This is a genomic window from Pseudomonas delhiensis, assembly GCF_900187975.1.
Taxonomy (GTDB): domain Bacteria; phylum Pseudomonadota; class Gammaproteobacteria; order Pseudomonadales; family Pseudomonadaceae; genus Pseudomonas; species Pseudomonas delhiensis.
In genome coordinates this window covers 35,208-56,793 of the sequence record NZ_FZPC01000006.1, presented here as the reverse complement: position 1 = coordinate 56,793, position 21,586 = coordinate 35,208, and the positions used below count along the sequence as shown (strand labels likewise).

The following is a 21,586-nucleotide window of genomic DNA, read 5'->3' as shown; positions in this document are numbered from 1 at the left end:
CGCGGCTCGCGACGAAACGGGAACGGTCCCTGAATGAATCTGGCCGACCGCTTGCTGCCGTCCTACCAGTTCAGCGAACGTCACCACCTGCGCATAGCCGCGCCACCCGGCGCGCTGCTGGATGCCGTCGCCACGCTGGGCGACGAGGAAGATCCATTGGTGCAGCGCTTTCTGCGGTTGCGCGAGGCGCCGGCACGCCTGGCGTTGCGCCTGGGCCTTGGTAACGCCCTGGCGCAGCGCCCGCGTTTCGGCCTGCACGAGTTCAGCCGGCTGGGACGGGACGGCGACGAAGCTCTGGCCCTGGGCCTGGTCGGACGCTTCTGGCGCGCAGACTTCGGCCTGCGCCCCTGCCCCGACGCCGAGGCCTTCCGCCACTTCGCCGAAGCCGGCTGCGCCCGCCTGCTGCTGTATTTCCACTGCGAAGCGGCAGGCGCCGGCGACACCTGGCTGCACACCGAGACCCGCGTGCATTGCCCTGACCTGCACAGCCGCCTGCTGTTCACGCCCTACTGGCTGGCCATCCGCCCGGTCAGCGGGCTGATCCGCCGGCGCCTGTTGCAAAGCGTGCGCCGGCGCCTGGCCTGAGCCTCACACCCAGCCCATCTCCGCCATCGACAGCGGCTCGCCGTCGCCGACGATGAAGTGGTCGAGCACGCGCACGTCCACCAGCGCCAGGGCGTCCTTCAGGCGCCGCGTCAGCACGCGGTCGGCCTGGCTCGGCTCGGCGATGCCCGACGGATGGTTGTGGGTGAGGATGAGCGCCGCGGCGTTGTGCGCCAGGGCGCGCTTGACCACCTGGCGCGGGTATACGCTGGCGCTGTCGATGGAGCCATGGAACAGCACCTCGAAGGCCAGGGCGCGGTGCCGGCCGTCGAGGAACAGGCAGGCGAACACCTCGTGGGCCTCGTGGCGCAGCCGCGCCTTGAGGAAGTCGCGCACCGCCTGCGGGCTCTCCAGGGCGGAGTCGCGGCGTAGCTGCTCGGCCAGGTGGCGGCGGGCCATTTCCAGCACCGCCTGCAGTTGCGCGTACTTCGCCCGGCCCAGGCCCAGGTGGCTGCTGAAGCTGGCCTGGTCGGCCTCCAGCAGCGCGCGCAGGCTGCCGAACTCCTTCAGCAGGCGCCGGGCCAGGTCCACCGCGCTGCAGCCCGCCACGCCCGTGCGCAGGAAGATCGCCAGCAGCTCCGCATCGCTGAGGCTGCCGGCGCCCTGTTCCAGGAGTTTTTCCCGCGGGCGCTCCGCGGCGGGCCAGTGACGAATGCTCATGCAGCCTCCCTGTCGAGCCGCCCGCTGTGCCGGGGCGGGCGCTGTGCTATCTTAGCCCGTCCCTTTCGCGCGACCGGAGGCCTGGGGAGGCGTCTCCGGCCCAGACGCGCGTCATCCAATTCCGAAGATAAGGCGGGCCTATGCAGCGGCTCTATCGAAAACGCATCGTTCTCGGCGTGGGCGGCGGTATTGCGGCCTACAAGAGTGCCGAACTGGTCCGCCGCCTGCGCGACCAGGGCGCGGAAGTCCGCGTGGTGATGACCCAGGGCGGCCGTGAATTCATCACCCCGCTGACGCTCCAGGCGCTGTCCGGCCACCCGGTGCACCTGGACCTGCTCGACCCCGCCGCCGAAGCGGCCATGGGCCACATCGAGCTGGCCCGCTGGGCCGACCTGGTGCTGATCGCCCCGGCCACCGCGGACGTCATGGCGCGCCTGGCCCAGGGCGTGGCCAACGACCTGCTTACCACCCTGGTGCTGGCCACCGACGCCCAGGTCGCCCTGGCCCCGGCGATGAACCAGGCCATGTGGCGCGACCCGGCCACCCAGGCCAACGCCGAGCTGCTGCGCGGCCGCGGCCTGCGCTTCTTCGGCCCGGCCGCCGGCAGCCAGGCCTGCGGCGACGTCGGCCCGGGGCGCATGCTCGAGGCCGAGGAGCTGGCCCAGCGCGCCGCCGACTGCTTCCAGTTCCTCTCGCTGACCGGCCGGCACGTGCTGATCACCGCCGGCCCGACCCAGGAAAACATCGACCCGGTGCGCTACATCACCAACCACAGCTCCGGGAAGATGGGCTTCGCCCTCGCCGAGGCCGCCGCCGAAGCCGGCGCGCGGGTGACCCTGGTGACCGGCCCGGTGCACCTGCCCACGCCCGACCGGGTGAGCCGAGTCGACGTGGTCAGCGCCCGCGACATGCTCGCCGCCTGCGAGGCCGCGATGCCGGCGGACCTGCTGATCGCCGCCGCCGCGGTGGCCGACTACCGCCCCGAGGTGGTGGCCGCGCAGAAACTGAAGAAGGACCCGACCAAGGGCGACGGCCTGCTGCTGCAGCTGGTGCGCAACCCGGACATCCTCGCCACCCTCGCCCAGCGCGCCGACCGGCCGTTCAGCGTGGGCTTCGCCGCGGAGACCGAGAACCTGCTGGAGTACGCCTCGCGCAAGCTCAAGGACAAGAACCTCGACCTGATCGTGGCCAACGACGTGGCCAATCCCTCGATCGGATTCAACAGCGAAGAGAACGCGATCACCGTGATCGACCGCGAATTGCACGAAACTGCCTTCGCCCAGACCAGCAAGGGCAAGATCGCCCGCCAGCTGATCGCCTTCATCGCCGACCGCCTGAACCAGCACTGAGAACCCGATGCATTCCCTGCAAGCCAAGATCCTCGACCCGCGCCTGGGCGCCGAATTCCCCCTGCCGCAGTACGCCACCCCCGGCTCCGCCGGCCTGGACCTGCGCGCCATGCTCAAGGAGGACACCGTCCTCGAACCGGGCCAGACGCTGCTGATCCCCACCGGCCTGTCCATCTACATCGCCGACCCCGGCCTGGCCGCGCTGGTGCTGCCGCGCTCGGGCCTGGGTCACAAGCACGGCGTGGTGCTGGGCAACCTGGTCGGGCTGATCGACTCGGACTACCAGGGCGAGCTGATGGTCTCCTGCTGGAACCGCGGCAACACCCCCTTCACCATCGCCATTGGCGAGCGCATCGCCCAGCTGGTGCTGGTGCCGGTGGTGCAGGCGCATTTCGAGCTGGTCGACAGCTTCGACGAGAGCCAGCGTGGCGCCGGTGGTTTCGGGCACTCCGGCAGCCACTGACACAATCCTCCAGGACGATTCGCCGAGGAGATGTTGCATGAAACTTTTCCAACGCACTGCCAAGGGAACGGCCGACCTGCCGGAAGTCGCCCCGCCGCCGAAGGTTTCGGCGGGCCCGACGTCCCGGCCGGAACTGAAGTCGCTGCTGCCGGCCCTGGGCGTTGCGACCCTCGGCGTGGCCGCCGCCGGCGCCCTGCTGTGGCTGAGCCTGTTCGGCAGCGCCGAGCAGATGCACCGCCAGCAGCTGGCCGGCGCCTGGGGCGAAAGCCAGTCCGGCGCCCTGCGCCAGGCCCTGCTCCAGCTCGCCGCCGACACCCGTAGCGCGGCGGCCAACCCCGCGCTGCTGCCGGCGCTGGCCGATGCCAACAGCACCCGCGCCCTGGAGGCCACCCTCGCCCACTGGCGCCAGGACGGCCTGGTGGACGTCCACCTCAACGCCAGCGGCCAGGCCAGCCAGGACAACCAGCGCCCCGGCCCGCTGAACTACGCCGCCCTGGACATGCTGCGCCGCGCCGAGAGCGGGCAGAACGTCGCCCCCGAGGCCTACCGCGTCGGCCAGCGCTGGCTGCTGTACAGCGCCACCGCGCTGCGCGGCCCGGACAACGCCATCCAGGGCAGCCTGATGCTGGTCTTCGACCTGCAGCGCCTGCTCAAGGCCCTGCCGGACATGCCCGCCGACACCGGCCAGCTGCAACTGGCCCAGCAGTTCGGCAGCTCGCCGGCGCAGGTCCTGCTGCAACGCGGCGAGGCCGGCGACGGGGCGCCGCTGAACCTGGCCAGCGGCAACCCGAACTGGAAACTCAGCTTCACCCCCGGCCCGGCCCTGACCGCGACCCTGTACTCCCCGGCGCTGCTGGGCTGCGCCGCGCTGCTGGCCCTGGCCGGCGCGCTGCTGGGCGTGTACCTCGCCCAGAGCGCCCTGCAACGGCGCCTGCGCCAGGACACCCAGGCCATCGGTCAGTACTTGCAGGAACTCGGTGGCCCGCGCACTGCCAAAGCACCTGAAGTCGGCCTGGCCGCACTGCAACCGCTGGCCCAGGCGCTGGCGCGGCAGCCCAGGCGCAAGGCCGAGCCCCCGGCCCCCGCCAGCCCCGCACCAGCGCCCGAGCCGCGCCCGGTGGCGGCGAAGATCGACAAGCCGGCCAGCGCCGAGACGCAGCTGGTCGACCCACTGTTCCAGAACACCGACATTCTGGACATCGACATTCTTGATGAAGACCAGGACCTCCTGGGATTGGAGCAACCCCCCGCCATGAGCACGCCCAAAGCACCGCAACTGCCCGCCAGCATCTTCCGCGCCTACGACATCCGCGGCGTGGTCGGCGACACCCTGACCGCCGAAACCGCCTACTGGGTGGGCCGCGCCATCGGTTCCGAGAGCCTGGCCCGTGGCGAGCCCTGCGTCAGCGTCGGCCGCGACGGCCGCCTGTCGGGCCCGGAGCTGGTCCAGCAACTGATCCAGGGCCTGCTCGACTGCGGCTGCCAGGTCACCGACATCGGCATGGTGCCGACCCCGGTGCTGTACTACGCGGCCAACGTCCTGGAAGGCAAGTCGGGCGTGATGCTCACCGGCAGCCACAACCCGCCGAACTACAACGGCTTCAAGATCGTCGTCGCCGGCGAGACGCTGGCCAACGAGCAGATCCAGGCCCTGCGCGAGCGCATCGAGAACAACGACCTCGCCTCCGGCGTGGGCAACGTGCAGCAGTTGGACATCCTGCCGCGCTACTTCCAGCAGATCCGCGACGACATCGCCCTGGCCAAGCCGCTGAAAGTGGTGGTGGACTGCGGCAACGGCGTCGCCGGCGTGATCGCCCCGCAACTGATCGAGGCCCTGGGCTGCACCGTCATCCCGCTGTACTGCGACGTCGACGGCACCTTCCCCAACCACCACCCGGACCCGGGCAAGCCGGAGAACCTGGAAGACCTGATCGCCAAGGTCAGGGAAACCGGCGCCGACCTCGGCCTGGCCTTCGACGGCGACGGCGACCGCGTGGGCGTGGTGACCAACGAAGGCACCATCATCTACCCCGACCGCCTGCTGATGCTGTTCGCCAAGGACGTGGTCTCGCGCAACCCCGGCGCCGACATCATCTTCGACGTCAAGTGCACCCGCCGCCTGATCTCGCTGATCAGCGGCTACGGCGGCCGCCCGGTGATGTGGAAGACCGGCCACTCGCTGATCAAGAAGAAGATGAAGGAGACCGGCGCCCTGCTCGCCGGCGAGATGAGCGGCCACATCTTCTTCAAGGAGCGCTGGTTCGGCTTCGACGACGGCATCTACAGCGCCGCCCGCCTGCTGGAGATCATCAGCCTCGACAAACGCGACAGCGAGCATGTGTTCTCGGCCTTCCCGCTGGACGTCTCAACACCGGAAATCAACATCACCGTCACCGACGAGAGCAAGTTCGCCCTGATCCAGGCGCTGCAGCGCGACGGCCAGTGGGGCGAGGCCAACCTCACCACCCTCGACGGCGTGCGTGTCGATTATCCCAAGGGCTGGGGCCTGGTGCGCGCCTCCAACACCACGCCGGTGCTGGTGCTGCGCTTCGAGGCGGACTCCGAAGCCGAACTGGAACGCATCAAGGACGTGTTCCGCACCCAGCTCAAGGCGGTCGACCCCGCCCTGACCATCCCCTTCTGACCTGACCATGCCGGAGCCCAGCACCATGTCCCAGAGCCGCGATGACGCAGCCCAGGTAGCCCGCGTCCTTGCCGAAGCCCTTCCCTACATCCGCCGCTTCGTCGGCAAGACGCTGGTCATCAAGTACGGCGGCAACGCCATGGAGACCGACGAGCTGAAGAACAGCTTCGCCCGCGACGTGGTGCTGATGAAGGCGGTCGGCATCAACCCGGTGGTGGTGCACGGCGGCGGCCCGCAGATCGGCGACCTGCTCAACCGGCTGTCGATCGAGAGCCACTTCATCGACGGCATGCGCGTCACCGACGCGCAGACCATGGACGTGGTGGAGATGGTCCTCGGCGGCCAGGTGAACAAGGACATCGTCAACCTGATCAACCGCCACGGCGGCAGCGCCATCGGCCTGACCGGCAAGGACGCCGAGCTGATCCGCGCGAAGAAGCTCACCGTCACCCGCCAGACCCCGGAGATGACCAAGCCGGAAATCATCGACATCGGCCACGTCGGCGAGGTCACCGGGGTCAACACCGAGCTGCTGAACATGCTGGTCAAGGGCGACTTCATCCCGGTGATCGCGCCCATCGGCGTCGGCGCCAACGGCGAGTCGTACAACATCAACGCCGACCTGGTGGCCGGCAAGGTGGCCGAGGCGCTGAAGGCCGAGAAGCTGATGCTGCTGACCAACATCGCCGGCCTGATGGACAAGCAGGGCCAGGTGCTGACCGGCCTGACCACCGAGCAGGTGGACAGCCTGATCGCCGACGGCACCATCTACGGCGGCATGCTGCCGAAGATCCGCTGCGCCCTGGAAGCGGTGCAGGGCGGCGTGACCAGCGCGCACATCATCGATGGCCGCGTGCCCAATGCCGTGCTGCTGGAGATCTTCACCGACAGCGGCGTCGGCACCCTGATCAGCAACCGCAAGCCGCGTCACTGAGCACTGCCCGCCACGGCGCCCGCCGTGGCGGTTCCCCTCTTCCTGCCGGAGGCCGCAATGCCTTCAGTCTTCCCCGAACGCCACGAATTCCGCTTCTTCCACGGCCTGCGCGTGCGCTGGTCGGAGGTCGACCCGCAAGGCATCGTCTTCAACGGCAACTACCTGACCTATGCCGACGTGGCGACCACCGAGTACTACCGCAACCTGGAGATCCGCTACCCGGCCGACCTGCTGCGCGGCGGCGGCGACCTGTTCGCGGTGAAGAGCAGCCTGGAGTACTTCGCCCCGGCGCGCTACGACGACTGGCTGGACATGGGCGTGCGCGTCGCGCGCCTGGGGCGCAGCAGCCTGACCTTCCAGGTGGCGATCTGGTGCGAGGAACAGCCGCTGACCCTCGGCGAGCTGATCTACGCCTACGCCAACGACCAGCGGCAGAGCCAGCCCCTGCCGGACTGGCTGCGCGAGCGCATCGCGGCTTTCGAGCGATTGCCCGCCAGCTGACGGGCTAGCGGGAGGCGCCGAGCAACTGCGCCAGGCGCGCGCGGTCGGCATCGAAGGTGGCCTTGGCCTGGGCGCGCAGCTGCTGGTAGTGGGCGATGTCGCGCAGCAGGCGCTGCTCCTCGTCCTTCAGGTTGCCCAGTTGCTCGACCAGTTGCTGCGGCACCTGGCGTCCGGCGCGCTCGGCGTCGGCGGCCTGGGCCTGCAGGTTGCCCTGCTGCGTCTTCACCGACTGCAGGTTGCCCCGGGCCACGCTGCTCAGGCCATCCAGCTCGGCCAGCTTGCGCTCGCGGGCGCGGTCGACGTCCTCGACGCTGGTGTACAGGCGCAGCAGCTGGGCATCCGAACTGGCCTGGGCGGCAGCGGCCTTGCGCTGCTGGATTTCCTCCGCGGTCGGCGCCGGCGGCACCACGCGGACCACCCGGCCCTGCTCGTTGAGCACCTCGTAGCCCTTGCCGATGTACTGCGACGGCACGCCCAGGCGGTCGATGACGGTCACGCCCTTGTCGTTGACGTAGCGGTACATCTCGACGGCGCCGCCGGACGCGGGATTGCCGGCGGCATTCGCCGCCAGCGCCGGCCCGGCCAGCCCGACGGCCAGCAACCCCATCAATGCACCACGGCGAAAAGCACCCTGCTTGGCCATGCCGGACACCCTGTTTGGTTAGATTCCGTACTGCGCGCGATAGGCCTCGACCGCCGGCAGGTGACGCTTGAGCTCGGCGTCGCCGGCCAGGTATTCCAGCACCTGCTCCAGCGACACGATGCTGATCACCGGCATGCCGAAGTCGCGCTCCACTTCCTGGATCGCCGACAGCTCGCCCTGGCCGCGCTCCTGGCGGTTCAGCGCGATCAGCGTGCCGACCGCCCTGGCGCCCTGGGCCTCGATGATCTGCATGACCTCGCGGATCGCGGTACCGGCGGTGATCACGTCGTCGACGATCAGCACCCGGCCGGCCAGCGGCGCGCCCACCAGGGTGCCGCCTTCGCCGTGGTCCTTGGCTTCCTTGCGGTTGAAACACCAGGGCAGGTCGCGGCCGTGCTGTTCGGCCAGGGCCACCGCTGTAGCGGCAGCCAGCGGGATTCCTTTATAGGCCGGGCCGAACAGGACGTCGAAATCGATGCCGCTGTCGACCACCGCGGCGGCGTAGAAGCGCCCCAGCCTGGCCAATGCCAGGCCACTGTTGAACAGGCCGGCATTGAAGAAATAGGGGCTGGTGCGCCCGGACTTGAGGGTGAATTCACCGAAGCGCAGTACACCGCGCTCGATGGCGAAACGAATGAAATCGCGTTGATATGCCTGCATGGGAGAGAACCGGCCGGTATGAATTTAGCTAAACCGTTTGAGCTCGGGTATCATACACACACGTGATTTTGGGGGCCATTTATGCGGATCATCAGTGTGAACGTGAATGGTATTCAGGCTGCAGCCGAGCGGGGATTGCTCAGCTGGCTGCAAGCCCAGAATGCCGACGTGATCTGCTTGCAGGATACCCGCGCCTCCGCTTTCGATCTGGATGACCCGTCTTACCAGCTGGACGGCTACTTCCTGTACGCCTGCGACGCCGAAGTGCCCAGCCAGGGTGGCGTCGCAATCTATAGTCGTCTGCAACCCAAGGCCGTCATAAGCGGGCTGGGTTTCGAGATGGCCGATCGTTACGGGCGCTACCTGCAAGCCGATTTCGATAAGGTGAGTATTGCCAGCATCCTGCTGCCGAGCGGGCAGGAGGGTGACGAGAACCTGAACCAGAAGTTCAAGTTCATGGAAGACTTCGCCGCCTACCTGAACAAGCAGCGCCGCAAGCGCCGCGAGTACATCTATTGTGGGTCGCTGTACCTGGCCCACAACAAGCTGGACGTGAAGAACTGGCGCGAATGCCAGCAGATGCCCGGCTTCCTCGCGCCCGAGCGCGGCTGGATGGACGAGGTGTTCGGCAACATGGGCTACGTCGATGCCCTGCGCGAAGTGAACCGCGAAGGCGACCAGTACAGCTGGTGGCCGGACAGCGAGCAGGCCGAGATGCTGAACCTGGGCTGGCGCTTCGACTACCAGATCCTCACCCCGGGTCTGCGCCGCTTCGTGCGCAGCGCCAAGCTGCCGCGGCAGCCGCGCTTCTCGCGCCATGCGCCGCTGATCATCGACTACGACTGGACGTTGAGCATCTGAGGCGGCAAGCCGCCAGTTGCAAGCCACAAGCCGTAAGCTGCAAGCGGATTCCCCTTGCAGCCTGGCGCTTGCCGCTCGTAGCTGTCTTTCCTATTTCAGCGGCCTCCAGGTGAACGGATAGCGGTAGTCGCGGCCCTCGTTGGCCTTGACCCCCGCTATCACCGTCAGCACCAGGGCGCCGGCGCAGACCAGCGCCAGCAGCAGGAAGCCGATCACCAGCAGGCAGAGGAAGAAGCTCACCAGCATCGCCAGGCTGACGGTGATCTGGAAGTTCAGCGCTTCCTTGCCCTGGCTGTCGACGAAGGGATCGGACTCGCGCTTGATCTGCCAGACGATCAGCGGGCCCAGCAGGTTGCCGAAGGGGAAGACCAGGCCGAGGAAGGCGGAGAAGTGGCAGAACATCGCCCACTGCCGTGCTTCCTGGCTCGGCCGTACCTGCAGTTCGTCGTTCATCCCCGCCCCTCCCGTGTCAGTCGGCCAGCGCAGCGCGCTGCAGCTCGAACAGCTCCTGCATGCCCTGCTGCGCCAGTTCCAGCATGGCGTTCAGCTCGGCCGGGCGGAACGGCTCGCCCTCGGCGGTGCCCTGCACCTCGATGAAGCCGCCGGCGTCGGTCATCACCACGTTCAGGTCGGTCTCGGCGGCGGAGTCCTCCAGGTAGTCCAGGTCCAGCACCGGCACGCCCTGGTAGATGCCCACGGACACCGCGGCGACCATCTGCTTGAGCGGGTTGCCCTTGAGCGAGCCGCGCTTCTTCAGCACCGCCAGGGCGTCGATCAGCGCCACGGTGGCGCCGGTGATGGACGCAGTGCGGGTACCGCCGTCGGCCTGGATCACGTCGCAGTCGATGTACAGGGTGTTCTCGCCCAGCTTGGTCAGGTCCAGCGCGGCGCGCAGCGAGCGGCCGATCAGGCGCTGGATCTCCAGGGTGCGGCCGCCCTGCTTGCCGCGGCTGGCCTCGCGCGCGTTGCGCTCGCCGGTGGAGCGCGGCAGCATCCCGTACTCGGCGGTCAGCCAGCCCTGCCCCTGGCCCTTGAGGAATCGCGGCACGCCGGCCTCGGCGCTGACGGTGCAGATCACCTTGGTGTCGCCGAACTCCACCAGCACCGACCCTTCGGCATGCTTGGTGTAGTGGCGGGTGATGCGGATCGGGCGCAACTGGTCGGCGGCGCGGCCACTGGGACGGTTCATCGAGACTTCCTATGCGAGATTCGAACGGATACTGGCGGCCATTATAGAGGCCCGCGCCCGCCGGCAACCACCGCCGGCGTGCGATGGCCCGCCGCGCTGGGGTACAATTGCCGGTTCACGATGACATTTCATCGCTTCAGGGCCTGTTACGATCTCGCGAGCTAGAGCAGGACAAGGCGAAAGCAGGCGAGGGAGCGCAGTTTAGTCCGCTAAATGAGCATCACTCGCCTGCTTTCAACGCAGTCATGCCGACGCGCAGCAGGTCGTAACCAGGCTCTCAGCCGAATCACTACGAGGTAGCCCCATGGTTCACAGCATGACCGCCTTCGCCCGCGTCGAACGGGCCGCGACCAATGGGACCCTCAGCTGGGAACTGCGCTCGGTGAACCACCGCTACCTGGAGCCGAACCTGCGCCTGCCGGAAAGCTTCCGCGACCTCGAGGGCCCGGTGCGCGAGGCGCTGCGCCAGGGCCTGTCGCGCGGCAAGGTGGAGTGCACCCTGCGCTTCAACGAAGACACCGCCGGCAAGCCGCTGCAGGTCGACCGCGGGCGCGCCGCACAACTGGTGGGCGCCGCCGAGGGCGTGGCCGCGCTGATCAAGCAGCCGGCGCCGATCGACCCGCTGGCCGTGCTGGCCTGGCCGGGCGTGCTGGTGGGCGACGCCGCCGACCCGCAGGCGCTCAACGCCGAGGCCATGGCCGCCTTCAACCAGGCCCTGGACGAACTCAGGGCCGGCCGCGCCCGCGAAGGCGCCGAGCTCGCGCGGATCATCGACGAGCGCCTGGGCGCCATGCAGGAAGAAGTGGCCAACCTGCGCGAACTGGTGCCGCAGATGCTCGGCAACCAGCGCCAGAAGATCCTCGACCGCTTCGCCGAACTGAAGCTGGAGGCCGACCCGCAGCGCCTGGAGCAGGAAATGGTCCTGCTGGCGCAGAAGAGCGACGTCGCCGAGGAGCTCGACCGCCTGAGCACCCACGTCGCCGAGGTGCGCCGCGTGCTCAAGGCCGGCGGCGCCGCCGGCCGCCGCCTGGACTTCCTCATGCAGGAGCTCAACCGCGAGGCCAACACCCTCGGCTCCAAGGCCTTCGACCCGCGCTCGACCCAGGCCGCGGTGAACCTCAAGGTGCTCATCGAACAGATGCGCGAGCAGGTCCAGAATATCGAGTGAGCCGCACGCTCGCTTTCCACCCATAGCCCCAGGATTCAGCCATGTCCGGCACCCTCTACATCGTTTCCGCTCCTTCCGGCGCCGGCAAGACCAGCCTGGTGAAGTCGCTGCTCGAGGCCATGCCCAGCGTGCGCGTCTCGGTCTCCCACACCACCCGCGGCATGCGCCCGGGCGAGGTGGACGGGGTGAACTACCATTTCGTCGGCCGCGACACCTTCACCGCCATGCTCGAGCGCGACGAGTTCCTCGAGCACGCGGAAGTCTTCGGCAACCTCTACGGCACCTCGCAGCGCTGGGTGGAAAAGACCCTCGAGGAAGGCCTCGACCTGATCCTCGAGATCGACTGGCAGGGCGCCCAGCAGGTGCGCCGGCTGATGCCCCACGCGCAGTCGATCTTCATCCTCCCGCCGAGCCAGCACGCCCTGCGCCAGCGCCTGACCAACCGCGGCCAGGACAGCGACGAGGTGATCGAGCGGCGCATGCGCGAGGCCGTCAACGAAATGAGCCACTACGTCGAGTACGATCACCTGGTGATCAACGACGATTTCGCCCATGCTCTGGAAGACCTCAAGTCGATCTTCCGTGCCCGCCAGCTGCGCCAGGACGCCCAGCAGAAGCGCCACGAACGGTTGCTCGGCGAGTTGCTGCGGCCGTCGGCATAACAAACGGCCCTTCCATAAAGATTGGCGATTTTTTAGACTATTCAGTCCGCCCGGAAACCCGGGCTCCATTTTCCGCAACGAGGAACACCATGGCCCGCGTCACCGTCGAAGACTGCCTGGACAACGTCGATAACCGTTTCGAGCTGGTCATGCTCGCCACCAAGCGCGCGCGCCAGCTGGCCACCGGCGGCAAGGAGCCGAAGGTAGCCTGGGAAAACGACAAGCCCACCGTGGTCGCCCTGCGCGAGATCGCTTCCGGCCTGGTCGATGCTGAAGTCGTTCAGCAGGAGGACGTGGTTGAAGAAGAACCGCTGTTCGCCGCCTTCGAGGACGAGGCCAACAACGAGGCCCTGTAATTCGATGACCGGCCGACGACCACAGGCGCCGTCCACTCGGCAGGGGGTGATGCCTTGCCGAGCATAGACGCCTTCGCCGACCGGCTCTCGAGCTACCTCGGCCCGGACCAGGTCAACCTGGTCCGCCGTGCGTACTACTACGCCGAGCAGGCCCATGACGGGCAGCGCCGCCGCAGCGGCGAGGCCTACGTCACCCATCCGCTCGCCGTCGCCAACATCCTCGCCGACATGCACATGGACCATCAGAGCCTGATGGCGGCCATGCTGCACGACGTGATCGAGGACACCGGCATCGCCAAGGAAGCGCTCACCGCGCAGTTCGGCGAGACCGTCTCGGAACTGGTGGACGGGGTCAGCAAGCTGACCCAGATGAACTTCGAGTCCAAGGCCGAGGCCCAGGCCGAGAACTTCCAGAAGATGGCCATGGCCATGGCCCGCGACATCCGCGTGATCCTGGTCAAGCTGGCCGACCGCCTGCACAACATGCGCACCCTGGAAGTGCTGTCCGGCGAGAAGCGCCGGCGCATCGCCAAGGAAACCCTGGAAATCTACGCGCCCATCGCCAACCGCCTGGGCATGCACAGCATGCGCGTGGAATTCGAGGACCTGGGCTTCAAGGCCATGCACCCGATGCGCTCCGAGCGCATCCGCCAGGCGGTCAAGAAGGCCCGCGGCAACCGCCGCGAGATCGTCGGCAAGATCCAGGAATCGCTGGTCAACTGCCTCGCCCGCGAAGGCATGGAAGGCCAGGTGCTGGGCCGCGAGAAGCACCTGTTCAGCATCTACAAGAAGATGCGCGGCAAGCGCAAGGCGTTCAACGAGATCATGGACGTCTACGCCTTCCGCATCATCGTCGACAAGGTCGACACCTGCTACCGCGTGCTCGGCGCCGTGCACAACCTGTACAAGCCGTTCCCCGGCCGCTTCAAGGACTACATCGCGATTCCCAAGGCCAACGGCTACCAGTCGCTGCACACCACCCTGTTCGGCATGCACGGCGTGCCCATCGAGATCCAGATCCGCACCCGCGAGATGGAAGAGATGGCCAACCACGGCATCGCCGCGCACTGGCTGTACAAGTCCAACGAGGACGAGGTGCAGAAAGGCACCCACGCCCGCGCCCGCCAGTGGGTCAAGGGCATCCTCGAACTGCAGCAGCGCGCCGGCAACTCGCTGGAATTCATCGAGAACGTGAAGATCGACCTGTTCCCGGACGAGGTCTACATCTTCACGCCCAAGGGCCGCATCATGGAGCTGCCCAAGGGCTCCACGGCCGTGGACTTCGCCTACGCGGTGCACACAGACGTGGGCAACAGCTGCATCGCCTGCCGCATCAACCGCCGCCTGGCGCCGCTGTCCGAACCGCTGCAGAGCGGCCAGACGGTGGAGATCGTCACCGCGCCGGGCACCCGGCCGAACCCGGCCTGGCTCAACTTCGTGGTCACCGGCAAGGCGCGCACGCACATCCGCCATGCGCTCAAGCAGCAGCGCCGCTCCGAGTCCATCAGCCTCGGCGAGCGCCTGCTGAACAAGACCCTCGCCGGCTTCGACAGCCACCTGGAGAAAATCCCCGCCGAACGCATCCAGGGCGTGCTCAACGAGTACCGCATGGAGGTCTTCGAGGACCTGCTCGAAGAGATCGGCCTGGGCAACCGCATGGCCTACGTGGTCGCCCGCCGCCTGCTCTCCAGCGAAGGCGACGCCGCCGCCACCAACGCCGAGGGGCCGCTGGCGATCCGCGGCACCGAGGGCCTGGTGCTGAGCTACGCCAAGTGCTGCACGCCGATCCCCGGCGACCCCATCGTCGGCCACCTGTCGGCCGGCAAGGGCATGGTGGTGCACCTGGAAAGCTGCAGGAACATCAGCGAAATCCGCAACAACCCGGAAAAATGCATCCAGCTCAGCTGGGCCAAGGATGTCACCGGCGAGTTCAACGTCGAGCTGCGCGTCGAACTGGAACACCAGCGCGGCCTGATCGCCCTGCTTGCGACCAGCGTCAACGCCGCCGACGGAAACATCGAGAAGATCAGCATGGACGAGCGCGACGGTCGCGTCAGCGTGGTCCAGTTGGTGGTCAGCGTGCACGACCGCGTGCACCTGGCCCGCGTCATCAAGAAGCTGCGCGCGCTCAAGGGGGTGGTCCGGATCACCCGCGTGCGCAGCTGATCCCACCCCTCGCAAGGAGTCGACATGACCAAGACCGTTATCCACACCGACAAGGCCCCCGCGGCCATCGGCACCTACTCCCAGGCGATCAAGGCCGGCAACACCGTCTACGTCTCCGGCCAGATCCCGCTGAACCCGCAGACCATGGAACTGGTCGAGGGCTTCGAGGAGCAGACCGTGCAGGTGTTCGAGAACCTCAAGGCGGTGATCGAGGCCTCCGGCGGCTACCTGCACGACGTGGCCAAGCTGAACATCTTCCTCACCGACCTGTCGCACTTCGCCAAGGTCAACGAGATCATGGGCCGCTACTTCACCCAGCCCTACCCGGCGCGCGCCGCCATCGGCGTGGCCGCCCTGCCCAAGGGCGCCCAGGTCGAGATGGACGCCATCGTCGTCCTGGAGTAATTCCCTCCTCCCGAACGGGGCCCTCGCGGCCCCGTTCGTTTTTCCCCGTACGTCCGCAAGGAGCACCCGCATGCGTCGCGCCCTCGTCCTGAGCGCCCTGCTTGGCCTGCTGACCGGCTGCGCCGGCACCCCCGATCCGTCCGGCACCTGGATCAACCAGGCCGCCATCGACGCCGCCAGCAAGAGCGGCAAGCTGCGCGAGGCGCTGCTGGCCTACGGCCCCAACCTGGAATGGCGGCTCGACACCAGGAACCAGCAAGCCACCTACAGCAACGGCTTCGAACAGGGCGAAGGCCAGTTGAGCCAGGACCCGGCGGACAAGAAGCGCTGGCAGGTGGCCTTCTACGGCAGCAAGCAGGAAGCGCTGGCGGTGGACGGCAAGCAACTGGTGCAGGTGGGCAGCGAGAACTGGCCGGAACAGCGCTTCGCCCGCCCCGAACAGCAGGGCCCGGCGCCCATCGGCGCCAGCTTCCAGCGCGCCCTGTACGGCAGCTTCCTCAAGGGCACCTGGGTGATCCAGGAGGGCCAAGGCCAAGGCGCCAAGGTGACCTTCCAGGCCGACGGCCGCGTCGAGGGCATGCCCGGCGCCGACCGCTACGCCCTGTGCCTGGCCGGCGACTGCGCCGCCATGAGCGGCGACAGCGACAGCATCTGGCTGCAGCAGGGCCGCCAGGGCCGCGAGTACCTGTTCCAGCGCGAGGACGACAAGCTGGAACTCTTCGAAGCGGTGAACCGCGCCCAGGCCGACGAGATGCCCGAATACGCCCCGGGCAAGCGCGTCTGGCTGCTGGAGCGCGACTGAACCCACGGCGCCGCCCCGCGCGGCGCCTTCAGCGCACGCCCAGCCACAGCAACCAGCCGCCCAGCGCCAGCAGCAGGGCGCCACAGGCGCGGTCCAGCGTGCGCACCCGGCGCTGCAGCCAGCCGCGCCAGCGCCGCCGGTCGAGCAGGCGCACCAACGCCAGGTCCCAGAGCAGCACCACCGCGCCCATCCACAGCACGCACGCCCCGAGCGCCCAGGCTGGCAGGTGGAAAGGCCCGAGCACGCCGAACAGCCCGGTATAGAAGATCGGCAGCTTGGGGTTCAGGCTGCTGGCCAGGAAGCCCTCGCGCAGGCCACGGAAGAAGCCTCCGGTGCCTTGCCCTGCGGATTCCCCCGGCATCTCCAGTTCGCGCCGGACCAGCACGGCCTGGGCGCCCAGCCAGACGAAGTAGGCCCCGCCCAGCAGCTGCACCGCCCGCAGGCCATGGTTCGCCAGGTCGGGCAACTGGCCGAGGACCAGCAGCACCAGCCCCATGCTCGCCAGGTTGGCCAGGGCGATGCCGCTGGCGCAGCCGTCGGCGTGGCGGCGGCCGCGCAGCAGGGCGGCGCGGATCAGCAGGAAGAAGTCCGGCCCCGGCGACAGCAGGGCGGCGAAGTGGGTGCTAGCGACCAGCGCGAAGGCGGCGAACATGGCGTTCTCCCGGAAGTGGCGGGAGGCCAGTCTGGCCAGGCGTCGCGGCGGCGGTCTTGTAGGAAACTCAGGTGCGCGTGGCGCTGCGGAAACGCCCCGGGGTGACCCCGGTGAAGCGGCGGAAGGTAGTGGAGAAATGCGCCTGGTCGCAGAAGCCCAGCTCCAGCGCCGCCTCGATGGGCGTGGCGCCCTCCACCAGCAGGCGCTTGGCCTCGCGCACCCGGCGCTGCAGCAGGTAGGTGTGCGGCGGCACGCCGTAGGCGCGGCGGAAGCTCTCGATCAGGTGGCGCGGATGGCGCTGCACCAGGGCGGCCAGCTGCTCCAGGCTCACCGCCTCGCGGTAGTGGCCTTCCAGGTAGTCGCGCAGCCGCGCGGTAACGCCGCCGTCGCGGCTCGCCGGTGCCGCCGGGCGCATGCCGCCGTGGCGCACGAAGACCAGCTCCAGCAATGCCAGCAGCTCGCTCTCCAGGCCCAGTGCGTCGTTGCGCTCGAATTCCCCGGCCACCCGCGCCAGGGAGGCGGCGACGCGGCCGTCGTCGCCCGGGTTCAGTTCCTGGAAGCCGCGCGGCAGCTGCTTGCGCCCCAGCAGCGGCAGCAGCCGCGATTCCTCGATGTAGAGCATGCGGTAGACCAGGCGCTCGCTCTCGGCATTGCCGGTGTGCGGCTCCTCCGGGTTCATCAGCGACAGGGTGCCGGCCGGCAGCACGTGGCGCGCGCCGCGGCACTGGTAGCCGCCGGCGCCCTGGAGGATGGCGCCGATGGCGAAGGCGTCGTGGCTGTGGCGGCCGAACGGCTGGCCGGAGAAGTCCGCGTGGAACAGCTCCACCCCGGGCAGCCAGGGGCGCGCCAGCAGCCGGTTGGCGTCCACTTCAGTCCTCGCGCCCGGCGAGGATGGCGGCGTAGCCCTCGCGGTAGCTCGGGTAGCGCGGCACCCAGCCCAGCGCCCTGGCGCGGGCATTGCTGCAGCGCTTGCTGCCGGTGCGGCGCACGCTCTGCTCGTCCGCCCACTGCGCGACGCCCATGAGCCCGCGCAGGTAGTCCACCACCTCGGCCAGCGGCGCGGGCGCATCGTCCACACCGATGTAGCAGTCTTCCAGGGGCTTGCCCGCGGCATCGGCGCGCAGCAGGCAGGCCAGCAGCCCGGCGGCGTCCTCGGCGTGGATGCGGTTGGCGTACAGCGGCGGCTCGACGGCCACCCGGTAGCCTTCGCGCACCTGCCTGAGCAGCCACTCGCGGCCGGGGCCATAGATGCCGGTCAGGCGCACCACGCTGGCGGGGATGTCGCTGTCCAGCGCCACGCGCTCGGCGTCGAGCATGACCCGCCCGGAATACTGCTGCGCCTCGGCCGGCGAGGTCTCGTCGATCCATTCGCCGCCCTGCTGGGCATAGACGCCGCTGCTGGAGACGAACAGCAGCCGTTTCGGCCGCTGCCCGCGCTGGCGCAGCCAGCCCAGGCAGTGGCGCAGGCCCTCGACGTAGGCGGCGCGGTAGCCGGCCTCGTCATGCTGGGTCGCGGCGGCGGCGTACACCAGGTAGTCCAGTTCGCCCTCGGGCCAGGCCGGCGGGCAGTCGACGCCGCCCAGGTCGCCCGGCACCGGCAGGATGCCCGCGGGCAGCGCGGCGGCGTTGCGGCGCAGCCCGTACACGCGCCAGCCATCGGCGGCCAACTGGCGGCCGAGGCGGCTGCCGACGTCGCCGCAACCGGCGATCAGAACATTCGCAGGCATCTTCGCCTCCTAAAGACAGGGCCCCGGAGTTTAGCGCGGTTGGTTCGCAACCGCGCAGCCGCTATGCTTGGCCCAACTCAACGGATTAGTCGCCATGACCCTCACCGAACTGCGCTACATCGTCACGCTCGCCCAGGAGCAGCATTTCGGCCGCGCCGCCGAGCGCTGCCACGTCAGCCAGCCGACCCTGTCGGTCGGCGTGAAGAAGCTCGAGGACGAACTCGGCGTGCTGATCTTCGAGCGCAGCAAGAGCGCGGTGCGCCTCACCCCGGTGGGCGAAGGCATCGTCGCCCAGGCGCAGAAGGTGCTGGAGCAGGCCCAGGGCATCCGCGAACTGGCCCAGGCCGGCAAGAACCAGCTGACCTCGCCGCTGAAGGTCGGCGCCATCTACACCATCGGCCCCTACCTGTTCCCGCACCTGATCCCGCAGCTGCACCGGGTGGCGCCGCAGATGCCGCTGTACATCGAGGAGAACTTCACCCACATCCTGCGCGACAAGCTGCGCACCGGCGAGCTGGACGCGATCATCATCGCCCTGCCGTTCCAGGAGGCCGACGTCCTCACCCTGCCACTGTTCGACGAGCCCTTCTACGTGCTGATGCCGGCCGACCACCCCTGGACCGCCCGGCAGACCATCGACGCCGAGATGCTCAACGACAAGAGCCTGCTGCTGCTCGGCGAGGGCCACTGCTTCCGCGACCAGGTGCTGGAAGCCTGCCCGACCACCCGCAAGGGCGAGGAGAACCGCCACACCACCGTGGAATCCAGCTCGCTGGAGACCATCCGCCACATGGTCGCCTCCGGCCTGGGCGTGTCGGTGCTGCCGTTCTCGGCGGTGGACAGCCACCACTACGCCCCCGGGGTGATCGAGATCCGCCCGTTCACCGCGCCGGCGCCGCTGCGCACCGTGGCCATCGCCTGGCGCGCCAGCTTCCCGCGGCCGCGCGCCATCGAGGTGCTGGCCGACTCCATCCGCCTGTGCTCGGTGGCCCGGCCGACCGCCAAGGGCGACGCCCAACCGGCATGACCGAGCTGGCCAACGTCCCGGTCACGGCGCTCAAGGGCGTCGGCGCCGCGCTGGAGGAAAAGCTGGCGCGGGTGGGCCTGGAGAACCTCCAGGACATCCTCTTCCACCTGCCGCTGCGCTACCAGGACCGCACCCGCGTCACCCCCATAGGCGCGCTGCGCCCGGGCCAGGACGCGGTGGTCGAGGGCGTGGTCTCCGGCGCCGACGTGGTCATGGGCAAGCGCCGCAGCCTGCTGGTGCGCCTGCAGGACGGCAGCGGCACCCTGAGCCTGCGCTTCTACCACTTCAGCCAGGCGCAGAAGGAGGGCCTCAAGCGCGGCACCCACCTGCGCTGCTACGGCGAGGCCCGCCCCGGCGCCTCGGGCCTGGAGATCTACCACCCCGAGTACCGCGCGCTGAACGACGCCACGCCGGCCCCGGTGGAACAGACCCTGACGCCCATCTACCCGACCACCGAGGGCCTCACCCAGCAGCGCCTGCGCACCCTCAGCCAGCAGGCCCTGGCGCGCCTGGGGCCGAACAGCCTGCCCGACTGGCTGCCCGAGGAGCTGGCCCGCGACTACCGCCTGGCGCCCCTCGACGAGGCCATCCGCTACCTGCACCGGCCGCCGCCGGACGCCAACCTGGAAGAACTGGCCGAGGGCCGCCACTGGGCCCAGCACCGCCTGGCCTTCGAGGAACTGCTGACGCACCAGCTGTCGCTGCAGCGCCTGCGCGAGAGCCTGCGCGCCCAGCACGCGCCCGAACTGCCGCCGGCGAAGAAACTGCCGCAGCGCTTCCTGGCCAACCTAGGCTTCGCCCCCACCGGCGCGCAGCAGCGCGTGGGCGCCGAGATCGCCTACGACCTGGCGCAGCCCGAACCCATGCTGCGCCTGGTGCAGGGCGATGTCGGCGCCGGCAAGACGGTGGTCGCCGCCCTGGCCGCGCTGCAGGCCCTGGAGGCCGGCTACCAGGTGGCGCTGATGGCGCCCACGGAAATCCTCGCCGAGCAGCACTACCTCAACTTCAGCAAGTGGATGCAGCCGCTGGGCATCGAGGTCGCCTGGCTGGCCGGCAAGCTCAAGGGCAAGGCGCGCGCCGCCGCGCTGGAGCAGATCGCCGCCGGCGTGCCCATGGTGGTCGGCACCCACGCGCTGTTCCAGGACGAGGTGAAGTTCAGGCGCCTGGCCCTGGTGATCATCGACGAGCAGCACCGCTTCGGCGTGCAGCAGCGCCTGGCCCTGCGCCAGAAGGGCGTCGACGGCCGGCTCTGCCCGCACCAGCTGATCATGACCGCCACGCCCATCCCGCGGACCCTGGCGATGAGCGCCTACGCCGACCTGGACACCTCGATCCTCGACGAGCTGCCGCCCGGGCGCACCCCGGTGAACACCGTGCTGGTCGCCGACAGCCGCCGCATCGAGGTGATCGAGCGCGTCCGCGCCGCCTGCCGCGAAGGCCGCCAGGCCTACTGGGTGTGCACGCTGATCGAGGAATCCGAGGAACTCACCTGCCAGGCCGCCGAGACCACCTACGAGGAGCTCGCCTCGGCCCTCGGCGAGCTGCGCGTGGGCCTGATCCACGGGCGCATGAAGCCGGCGGAGAAGGCCACGGTGATGGAAGCCTTCAAGGAAGGCCTGCTGCAGCTGCTGGTGGCGACCACGGTGATCGAGGTCGGCGTGGACGTGCCCAACGCCAGCCTGATGATCATCGAGAACCCCGAGCGCCTCGGCCTGGCCCAGCTGCACCAGCTGCGCGGGCGCGTCGGCCGGGGCAGCGCGGCGAGCCACTGCGTGCTGCTCTACCACCCGCCGCTGTCGCAGATCGGCCGCGAGCGCCTGGCGATCATGCGCGAGACCTGCGACGGCTTCGTCATCGCCGAGCGCGACCTGGAGCTGCGCGGCCCCGGCGAGATGCTCGGGACGCGGCAGACCGGTCTGCTACAGTTCAAGGTCGCGGACCTGATGCGCGACGCCGACCTGCTGCCGGCGGTGCGCGACGCCGCCCAGGCCCTGCTGGCGCGCTGGCCGCAGCACGTCGGCCCGCTGCTGGAGCGCTGGCTCCGACACGGCCAGCAATACGGCCAAGTGTGACCCGCTTCAATTTCACCGGTCGGATGACTGGCCAGTCACGAA

23 protein-coding genes are annotated in these 21,586 nt (G+C 69.1%); 15 read left to right on the top strand and 8 right to left on the bottom strand.

Annotated features, from left to right (window positions below; genetic code table 11):
* The first annotated feature begins 33 nt into the window (after positions 1-33).
* On the top strand, positions 34-585 hold the full coding sequence (locus CHC02_RS06910) for a hypothetical protein (protein ID WP_089390753.1): 552 nt from the start codon (positions 34-36) through the stop codon (positions 583-585).
* 3 nt (positions 586-588) lie between these two features.
* On the opposite strand, the gene radC is transcribed toward CHC02_RS06910, so the two are convergent.
* On the bottom strand, positions 589-1,263 hold the full coding sequence (gene radC / locus CHC02_RS06905) for a RadC family protein (protein ID WP_089390752.1): 675 nt from the start codon (positions 1,261-1,263) through the stop codon (positions 589-591).
* Positions 1,264-1,403: 140 nt separating this feature from the next.
* Between radC and coaBC the strand changes: the two genes are divergently transcribed.
* Genes coaBC through CHC02_RS06880 form a run of 5 tightly spaced genes read left to right on the top strand, consistent with a single transcriptional unit; the run spans position 1,404 to position 7,154 of the window.
* Positions 1,404-2,612: a bifunctional phosphopantothenoylcysteine decarboxylase/phosphopantothenate--cysteine ligase CoaBC gene (gene coaBC, locus CHC02_RS06900; RefSeq protein WP_089390751.1), complete on the top strand. Its 1,209-nt coding sequence runs from the start codon at positions 1,404-1,406 to the stop codon at positions 2,610-2,612.
* A 7-nt stretch (positions 2,613-2,619) separates the two neighbouring features.
* Positions 2,620-3,075: a dUTP diphosphatase gene (gene dut / locus CHC02_RS06895; RefSeq protein WP_089390750.1), complete on the top strand. Its 456-nt coding sequence runs from the start codon at positions 2,620-2,622 to the stop codon at positions 3,073-3,075.
* A 37-nt stretch (positions 3,076-3,112) separates the two neighbouring features.
* Complete coding sequence (locus tag CHC02_RS06890) at positions 3,113-5,719, top strand: phosphomannomutase/phosphoglucomutase (protein WP_089390749.1); 2,607 nt, start codon at positions 3,113-3,115, stop codon at positions 5,717-5,719.
* Positions 5,720-5,744: 25 nt separating this feature from the next.
* Positions 5,745-6,653 (top strand): acetylglutamate kinase, encoded by a 909-nt coding sequence (gene argB, locus CHC02_RS06885; RefSeq protein WP_089390748.1) that lies wholly within the window; start codon positions 5,745-5,747, stop codon positions 6,651-6,653.
* A 57-nt stretch (positions 6,654-6,710) separates the two neighbouring features.
* Positions 6,711-7,154: an acyl-CoA thioesterase gene (locus CHC02_RS06880; protein WP_089390747.1), complete on the top strand. Its 444-nt coding sequence runs from the start codon at positions 6,711-6,713 to the stop codon at positions 7,152-7,154.
* 4 nt (positions 7,155-7,158) lie between these two features.
* On the opposite strand, the gene CHC02_RS06875 is transcribed toward CHC02_RS06880, so the two are convergent.
* Together CHC02_RS06875 and pyrE are read right to left on the bottom strand one after the other, a co-directional pair.
* Positions 7,159-7,797, bottom strand: a complete 639-nt coding sequence (locus CHC02_RS06875) for a DUF4124 domain-containing protein (RefSeq protein ID WP_089390746.1) — start codon at positions 7,795-7,797, stop codon at positions 7,159-7,161.
* A gap of 18 nt (positions 7,798-7,815) precedes the next feature.
* Positions 7,816-8,457: an orotate phosphoribosyltransferase gene (gene pyrE / locus CHC02_RS06870; RefSeq protein WP_089390745.1), complete on the bottom strand. Its 642-nt coding sequence runs from the start codon at positions 8,455-8,457 to the stop codon at positions 7,816-7,818.
* An 81-nt stretch (positions 8,458-8,538) separates the two neighbouring features.
* Here pyrE and CHC02_RS06865 point away from each other — a divergent pair, with 81 nt between their 5' ends.
* Positions 8,539-9,318, top strand: a complete 780-nt coding sequence (locus CHC02_RS06865; RefSeq protein ID WP_009614136.1) for an exodeoxyribonuclease III — start codon at positions 8,539-8,541, stop codon at positions 9,316-9,318.
* 90 nt (positions 9,319-9,408) lie between these two features.
* Here the strand turns inward: CHC02_RS06865 and CHC02_RS06860 are convergent, their stop codons facing one another.
* Together CHC02_RS06860 and rph are read right to left on the bottom strand one after the other, a co-directional pair.
* A complete protein-coding gene (locus CHC02_RS06860; protein WP_089390744.1) occupies positions 9,409-9,771 on the bottom strand; it encodes a DUF4870 domain-containing protein in 363 nt (120 codons plus the stop codon).
* 16 nt (positions 9,772-9,787) lie between these two features.
* Positions 9,788-10,507, bottom strand: a complete 720-nt coding sequence (gene rph, locus CHC02_RS06855) for a ribonuclease PH (RefSeq protein WP_089390743.1) — start codon at positions 10,505-10,507, stop codon at positions 9,788-9,790.
* Between the two features lie 304 nt (positions 10,508-10,811).
* On the opposite strand from rph, the gene CHC02_RS06850 reads away from it, so the two are divergent.
* The 6 genes from CHC02_RS06850 (at position 10,812) to CHC02_RS06825 (ending at position 16,066) form a co-directional block, all read left to right on the top strand.
* On the top strand, positions 10,812-11,675 hold the full coding sequence (locus tag CHC02_RS06850) for a YicC/YloC family endoribonuclease (RefSeq protein WP_089390742.1): 864 nt from the start codon (positions 10,812-10,814) through the stop codon (positions 11,673-11,675).
* A gap of 41 nt (positions 11,676-11,716) precedes the next feature.
* Entirely contained in the window at positions 11,717-12,337 is a 621-nt protein-coding gene (gmk, locus tag CHC02_RS06845) for a guanylate kinase (protein WP_089390741.1), read from the top strand.
* A gap of 89 nt (positions 12,338-12,426) precedes the next feature.
* Positions 12,427-12,693 carry a DNA-directed RNA polymerase subunit omega gene (gene rpoZ, locus CHC02_RS06840; RefSeq protein ID WP_009614145.1) on the top strand — a complete coding sequence of 89 codons (267 nt, stop codon included), beginning with the start codon at positions 12,427-12,429 and terminating at the stop codon, positions 12,691-12,693.
* Between the two features lie 54 nt (positions 12,694-12,747).
* Entirely contained in the window at positions 12,748-14,859 is a 2,112-nt protein-coding gene (gene spoT / locus CHC02_RS06835; RefSeq protein ID WP_043268111.1) for a bifunctional GTP diphosphokinase/guanosine-3',5'-bis pyrophosphate 3'-pyrophosphohydrolase, read from the top strand.
* Between the two features lie 24 nt (positions 14,860-14,883).
* Positions 14,884-15,264: a RidA family protein gene (locus CHC02_RS06830; protein ID WP_089390740.1), complete on the top strand. Its 381-nt coding sequence runs from the start codon at positions 14,884-14,886 to the stop codon at positions 15,262-15,264.
* 70 nt (positions 15,265-15,334) lie between these two features.
* On the top strand, positions 15,335-16,066 hold the full coding sequence (locus CHC02_RS06825) for a hypothetical protein (RefSeq protein ID WP_089390739.1): 732 nt from the start codon (positions 15,335-15,337) through the stop codon (positions 16,064-16,066).
* Positions 16,067-16,094: 28 nt separating this feature from the next.
* Here the strand turns inward: CHC02_RS06825 and CHC02_RS06820 are convergent, their stop codons facing one another.
* From CHC02_RS06820 to CHC02_RS06810, 3 genes are all read right to left on the bottom strand, one after another.
* Positions 16,095-16,718 carry a LysE family translocator gene (locus CHC02_RS06820; RefSeq protein ID WP_089390738.1) on the bottom strand — a complete coding sequence of 208 codons (624 nt, stop codon included), beginning with the start codon at positions 16,716-16,718 and terminating at the stop codon, positions 16,095-16,097.
* Between the two features lie 67 nt (positions 16,719-16,785).
* Positions 16,786-17,586 carry a helix-turn-helix transcriptional regulator gene (locus CHC02_RS06815; protein ID WP_089390737.1) on the bottom strand — a complete coding sequence of 267 codons (801 nt, stop codon included), beginning with the start codon at positions 17,584-17,586 and terminating at the stop codon, positions 16,786-16,788.
* A gap of 1 nt (position 17,587) precedes the next feature.
* Positions 17,588-18,445, bottom strand: coding sequence for an NAD-dependent epimerase/dehydratase family protein (locus CHC02_RS06810; RefSeq protein ID WP_089390736.1), 858 nt, complete (start codon positions 18,443-18,445; stop codon positions 17,588-17,590).
* Positions 18,446-18,539: 94 nt separating this feature from the next.
* Between CHC02_RS06810 and CHC02_RS06805 the strand changes: the two genes are divergently transcribed.
* On the top strand, positions 18,540-19,472 hold the full coding sequence (locus CHC02_RS06805; protein WP_089390735.1) for a hydrogen peroxide-inducible genes activator: 933 nt from the start codon (positions 18,540-18,542) through the stop codon (positions 19,470-19,472).
* A complete protein-coding gene (recG, locus tag CHC02_RS06800; protein ID WP_089390734.1) occupies positions 19,469-21,544 on the top strand; it encodes an ATP-dependent DNA helicase RecG in 2,076 nt (691 codons plus the stop codon). The genes CHC02_RS06805 and recG overlap by 4 nt, the downstream gene beginning before the upstream one ends.
* The last annotated feature ends 42 nt before the right edge of the window (positions 21,545-21,586 follow it).

What these genes read in the sequence shown, in the direction of transcription:
- CHC02_RS06910 (WP_089390753.1), top strand. Translation starts at nt 34, where the DNA reads ATGAATCTGGCCGACCGCTTGCTGCCGTCCTACCAGTTCAGCGAACGT.
- radC (WP_089390752.1), bottom strand. Translation starts at nt 1,263, where the DNA reads ATGAGCATTCGTCACTGGCCCGCCGCGGAGCGCCCGCGGGAAAAACTC.
- coaBC (WP_089390751.1), top strand. Translation starts at nt 1,404, where the DNA reads ATGCAGCGGCTCTATCGAAAACGCATCGTTCTCGGCGTGGGCGGCGGT.
- dut (WP_089390750.1), top strand. Translation starts at nt 2,620, where the DNA reads ATGCATTCCCTGCAAGCCAAGATCCTCGACCCGCGCCTGGGCGCCGAA.
- CHC02_RS06890 (WP_089390749.1), top strand. Translation starts at nt 3,113, where the DNA reads ATGAAACTTTTCCAACGCACTGCCAAGGGAACGGCCGACCTGCCGGAA.
- argB (WP_089390748.1), top strand. Translation starts at nt 5,745, where the DNA reads ATGTCCCAGAGCCGCGATGACGCAGCCCAGGTAGCCCGCGTCCTTGCC.
- CHC02_RS06880 (WP_089390747.1), top strand. Translation starts at nt 6,711, where the DNA reads ATGCCTTCAGTCTTCCCCGAACGCCACGAATTCCGCTTCTTCCACGGC.
- CHC02_RS06875 (WP_089390746.1), bottom strand. Translation starts at nt 7,797, where the DNA reads ATGGCCAAGCAGGGTGCTTTTCGCCGTGGTGCATTGATGGGGTTGCTG.
- pyrE (WP_089390745.1), bottom strand. Translation starts at nt 8,457, where the DNA reads ATGCAGGCATATCAACGCGATTTCATTCGTTTCGCCATCGAGCGCGGT.
- CHC02_RS06865 (WP_009614136.1), top strand. Translation starts at nt 8,539, where the DNA reads ATGCGGATCATCAGTGTGAACGTGAATGGTATTCAGGCTGCAGCCGAG.
- CHC02_RS06860 (WP_089390744.1), bottom strand. Translation starts at nt 9,771, where the DNA reads ATGAACGACGAACTGCAGGTACGGCCGAGCCAGGAAGCACGGCAGTGG.
- rph (WP_089390743.1), bottom strand. Translation starts at nt 10,507, where the DNA reads ATGAACCGTCCCAGTGGCCGCGCCGCCGACCAGTTGCGCCCGATCCGC.
- CHC02_RS06850 (WP_089390742.1), top strand. Translation starts at nt 10,812, where the DNA reads ATGGTTCACAGCATGACCGCCTTCGCCCGCGTCGAACGGGCCGCGACC.
- gmk (WP_089390741.1), top strand. Translation starts at nt 11,717, where the DNA reads ATGTCCGGCACCCTCTACATCGTTTCCGCTCCTTCCGGCGCCGGCAAG.
- rpoZ (WP_009614145.1), top strand. Translation starts at nt 12,427, where the DNA reads ATGGCCCGCGTCACCGTCGAAGACTGCCTGGACAACGTCGATAACCGT.
- CHC02_RS06830 (WP_089390740.1), top strand. Translation starts at nt 14,884, where the DNA reads ATGACCAAGACCGTTATCCACACCGACAAGGCCCCCGCGGCCATCGGC.
- CHC02_RS06825 (WP_089390739.1), top strand. Translation starts at nt 15,335, where the DNA reads ATGCGTCGCGCCCTCGTCCTGAGCGCCCTGCTTGGCCTGCTGACCGGC.
- CHC02_RS06820 (WP_089390738.1), bottom strand. Translation starts at nt 16,718, where the DNA reads ATGTTCGCCGCCTTCGCGCTGGTCGCTAGCACCCACTTCGCCGCCCTG.
- CHC02_RS06810 (WP_089390736.1), bottom strand. Translation starts at nt 18,445, where the DNA reads ATGCCTGCGAATGTTCTGATCGCCGGTTGCGGCGACGTCGGCAGCCGC.
- CHC02_RS06805 (WP_089390735.1), top strand. Translation starts at nt 18,540, where the DNA reads ATGACCCTCACCGAACTGCGCTACATCGTCACGCTCGCCCAGGAGCAG.
- recG (WP_089390734.1), top strand. Translation starts at nt 19,469, where the DNA reads ATGACCGAGCTGGCCAACGTCCCGGTCACGGCGCTCAAGGGCGTCGGC.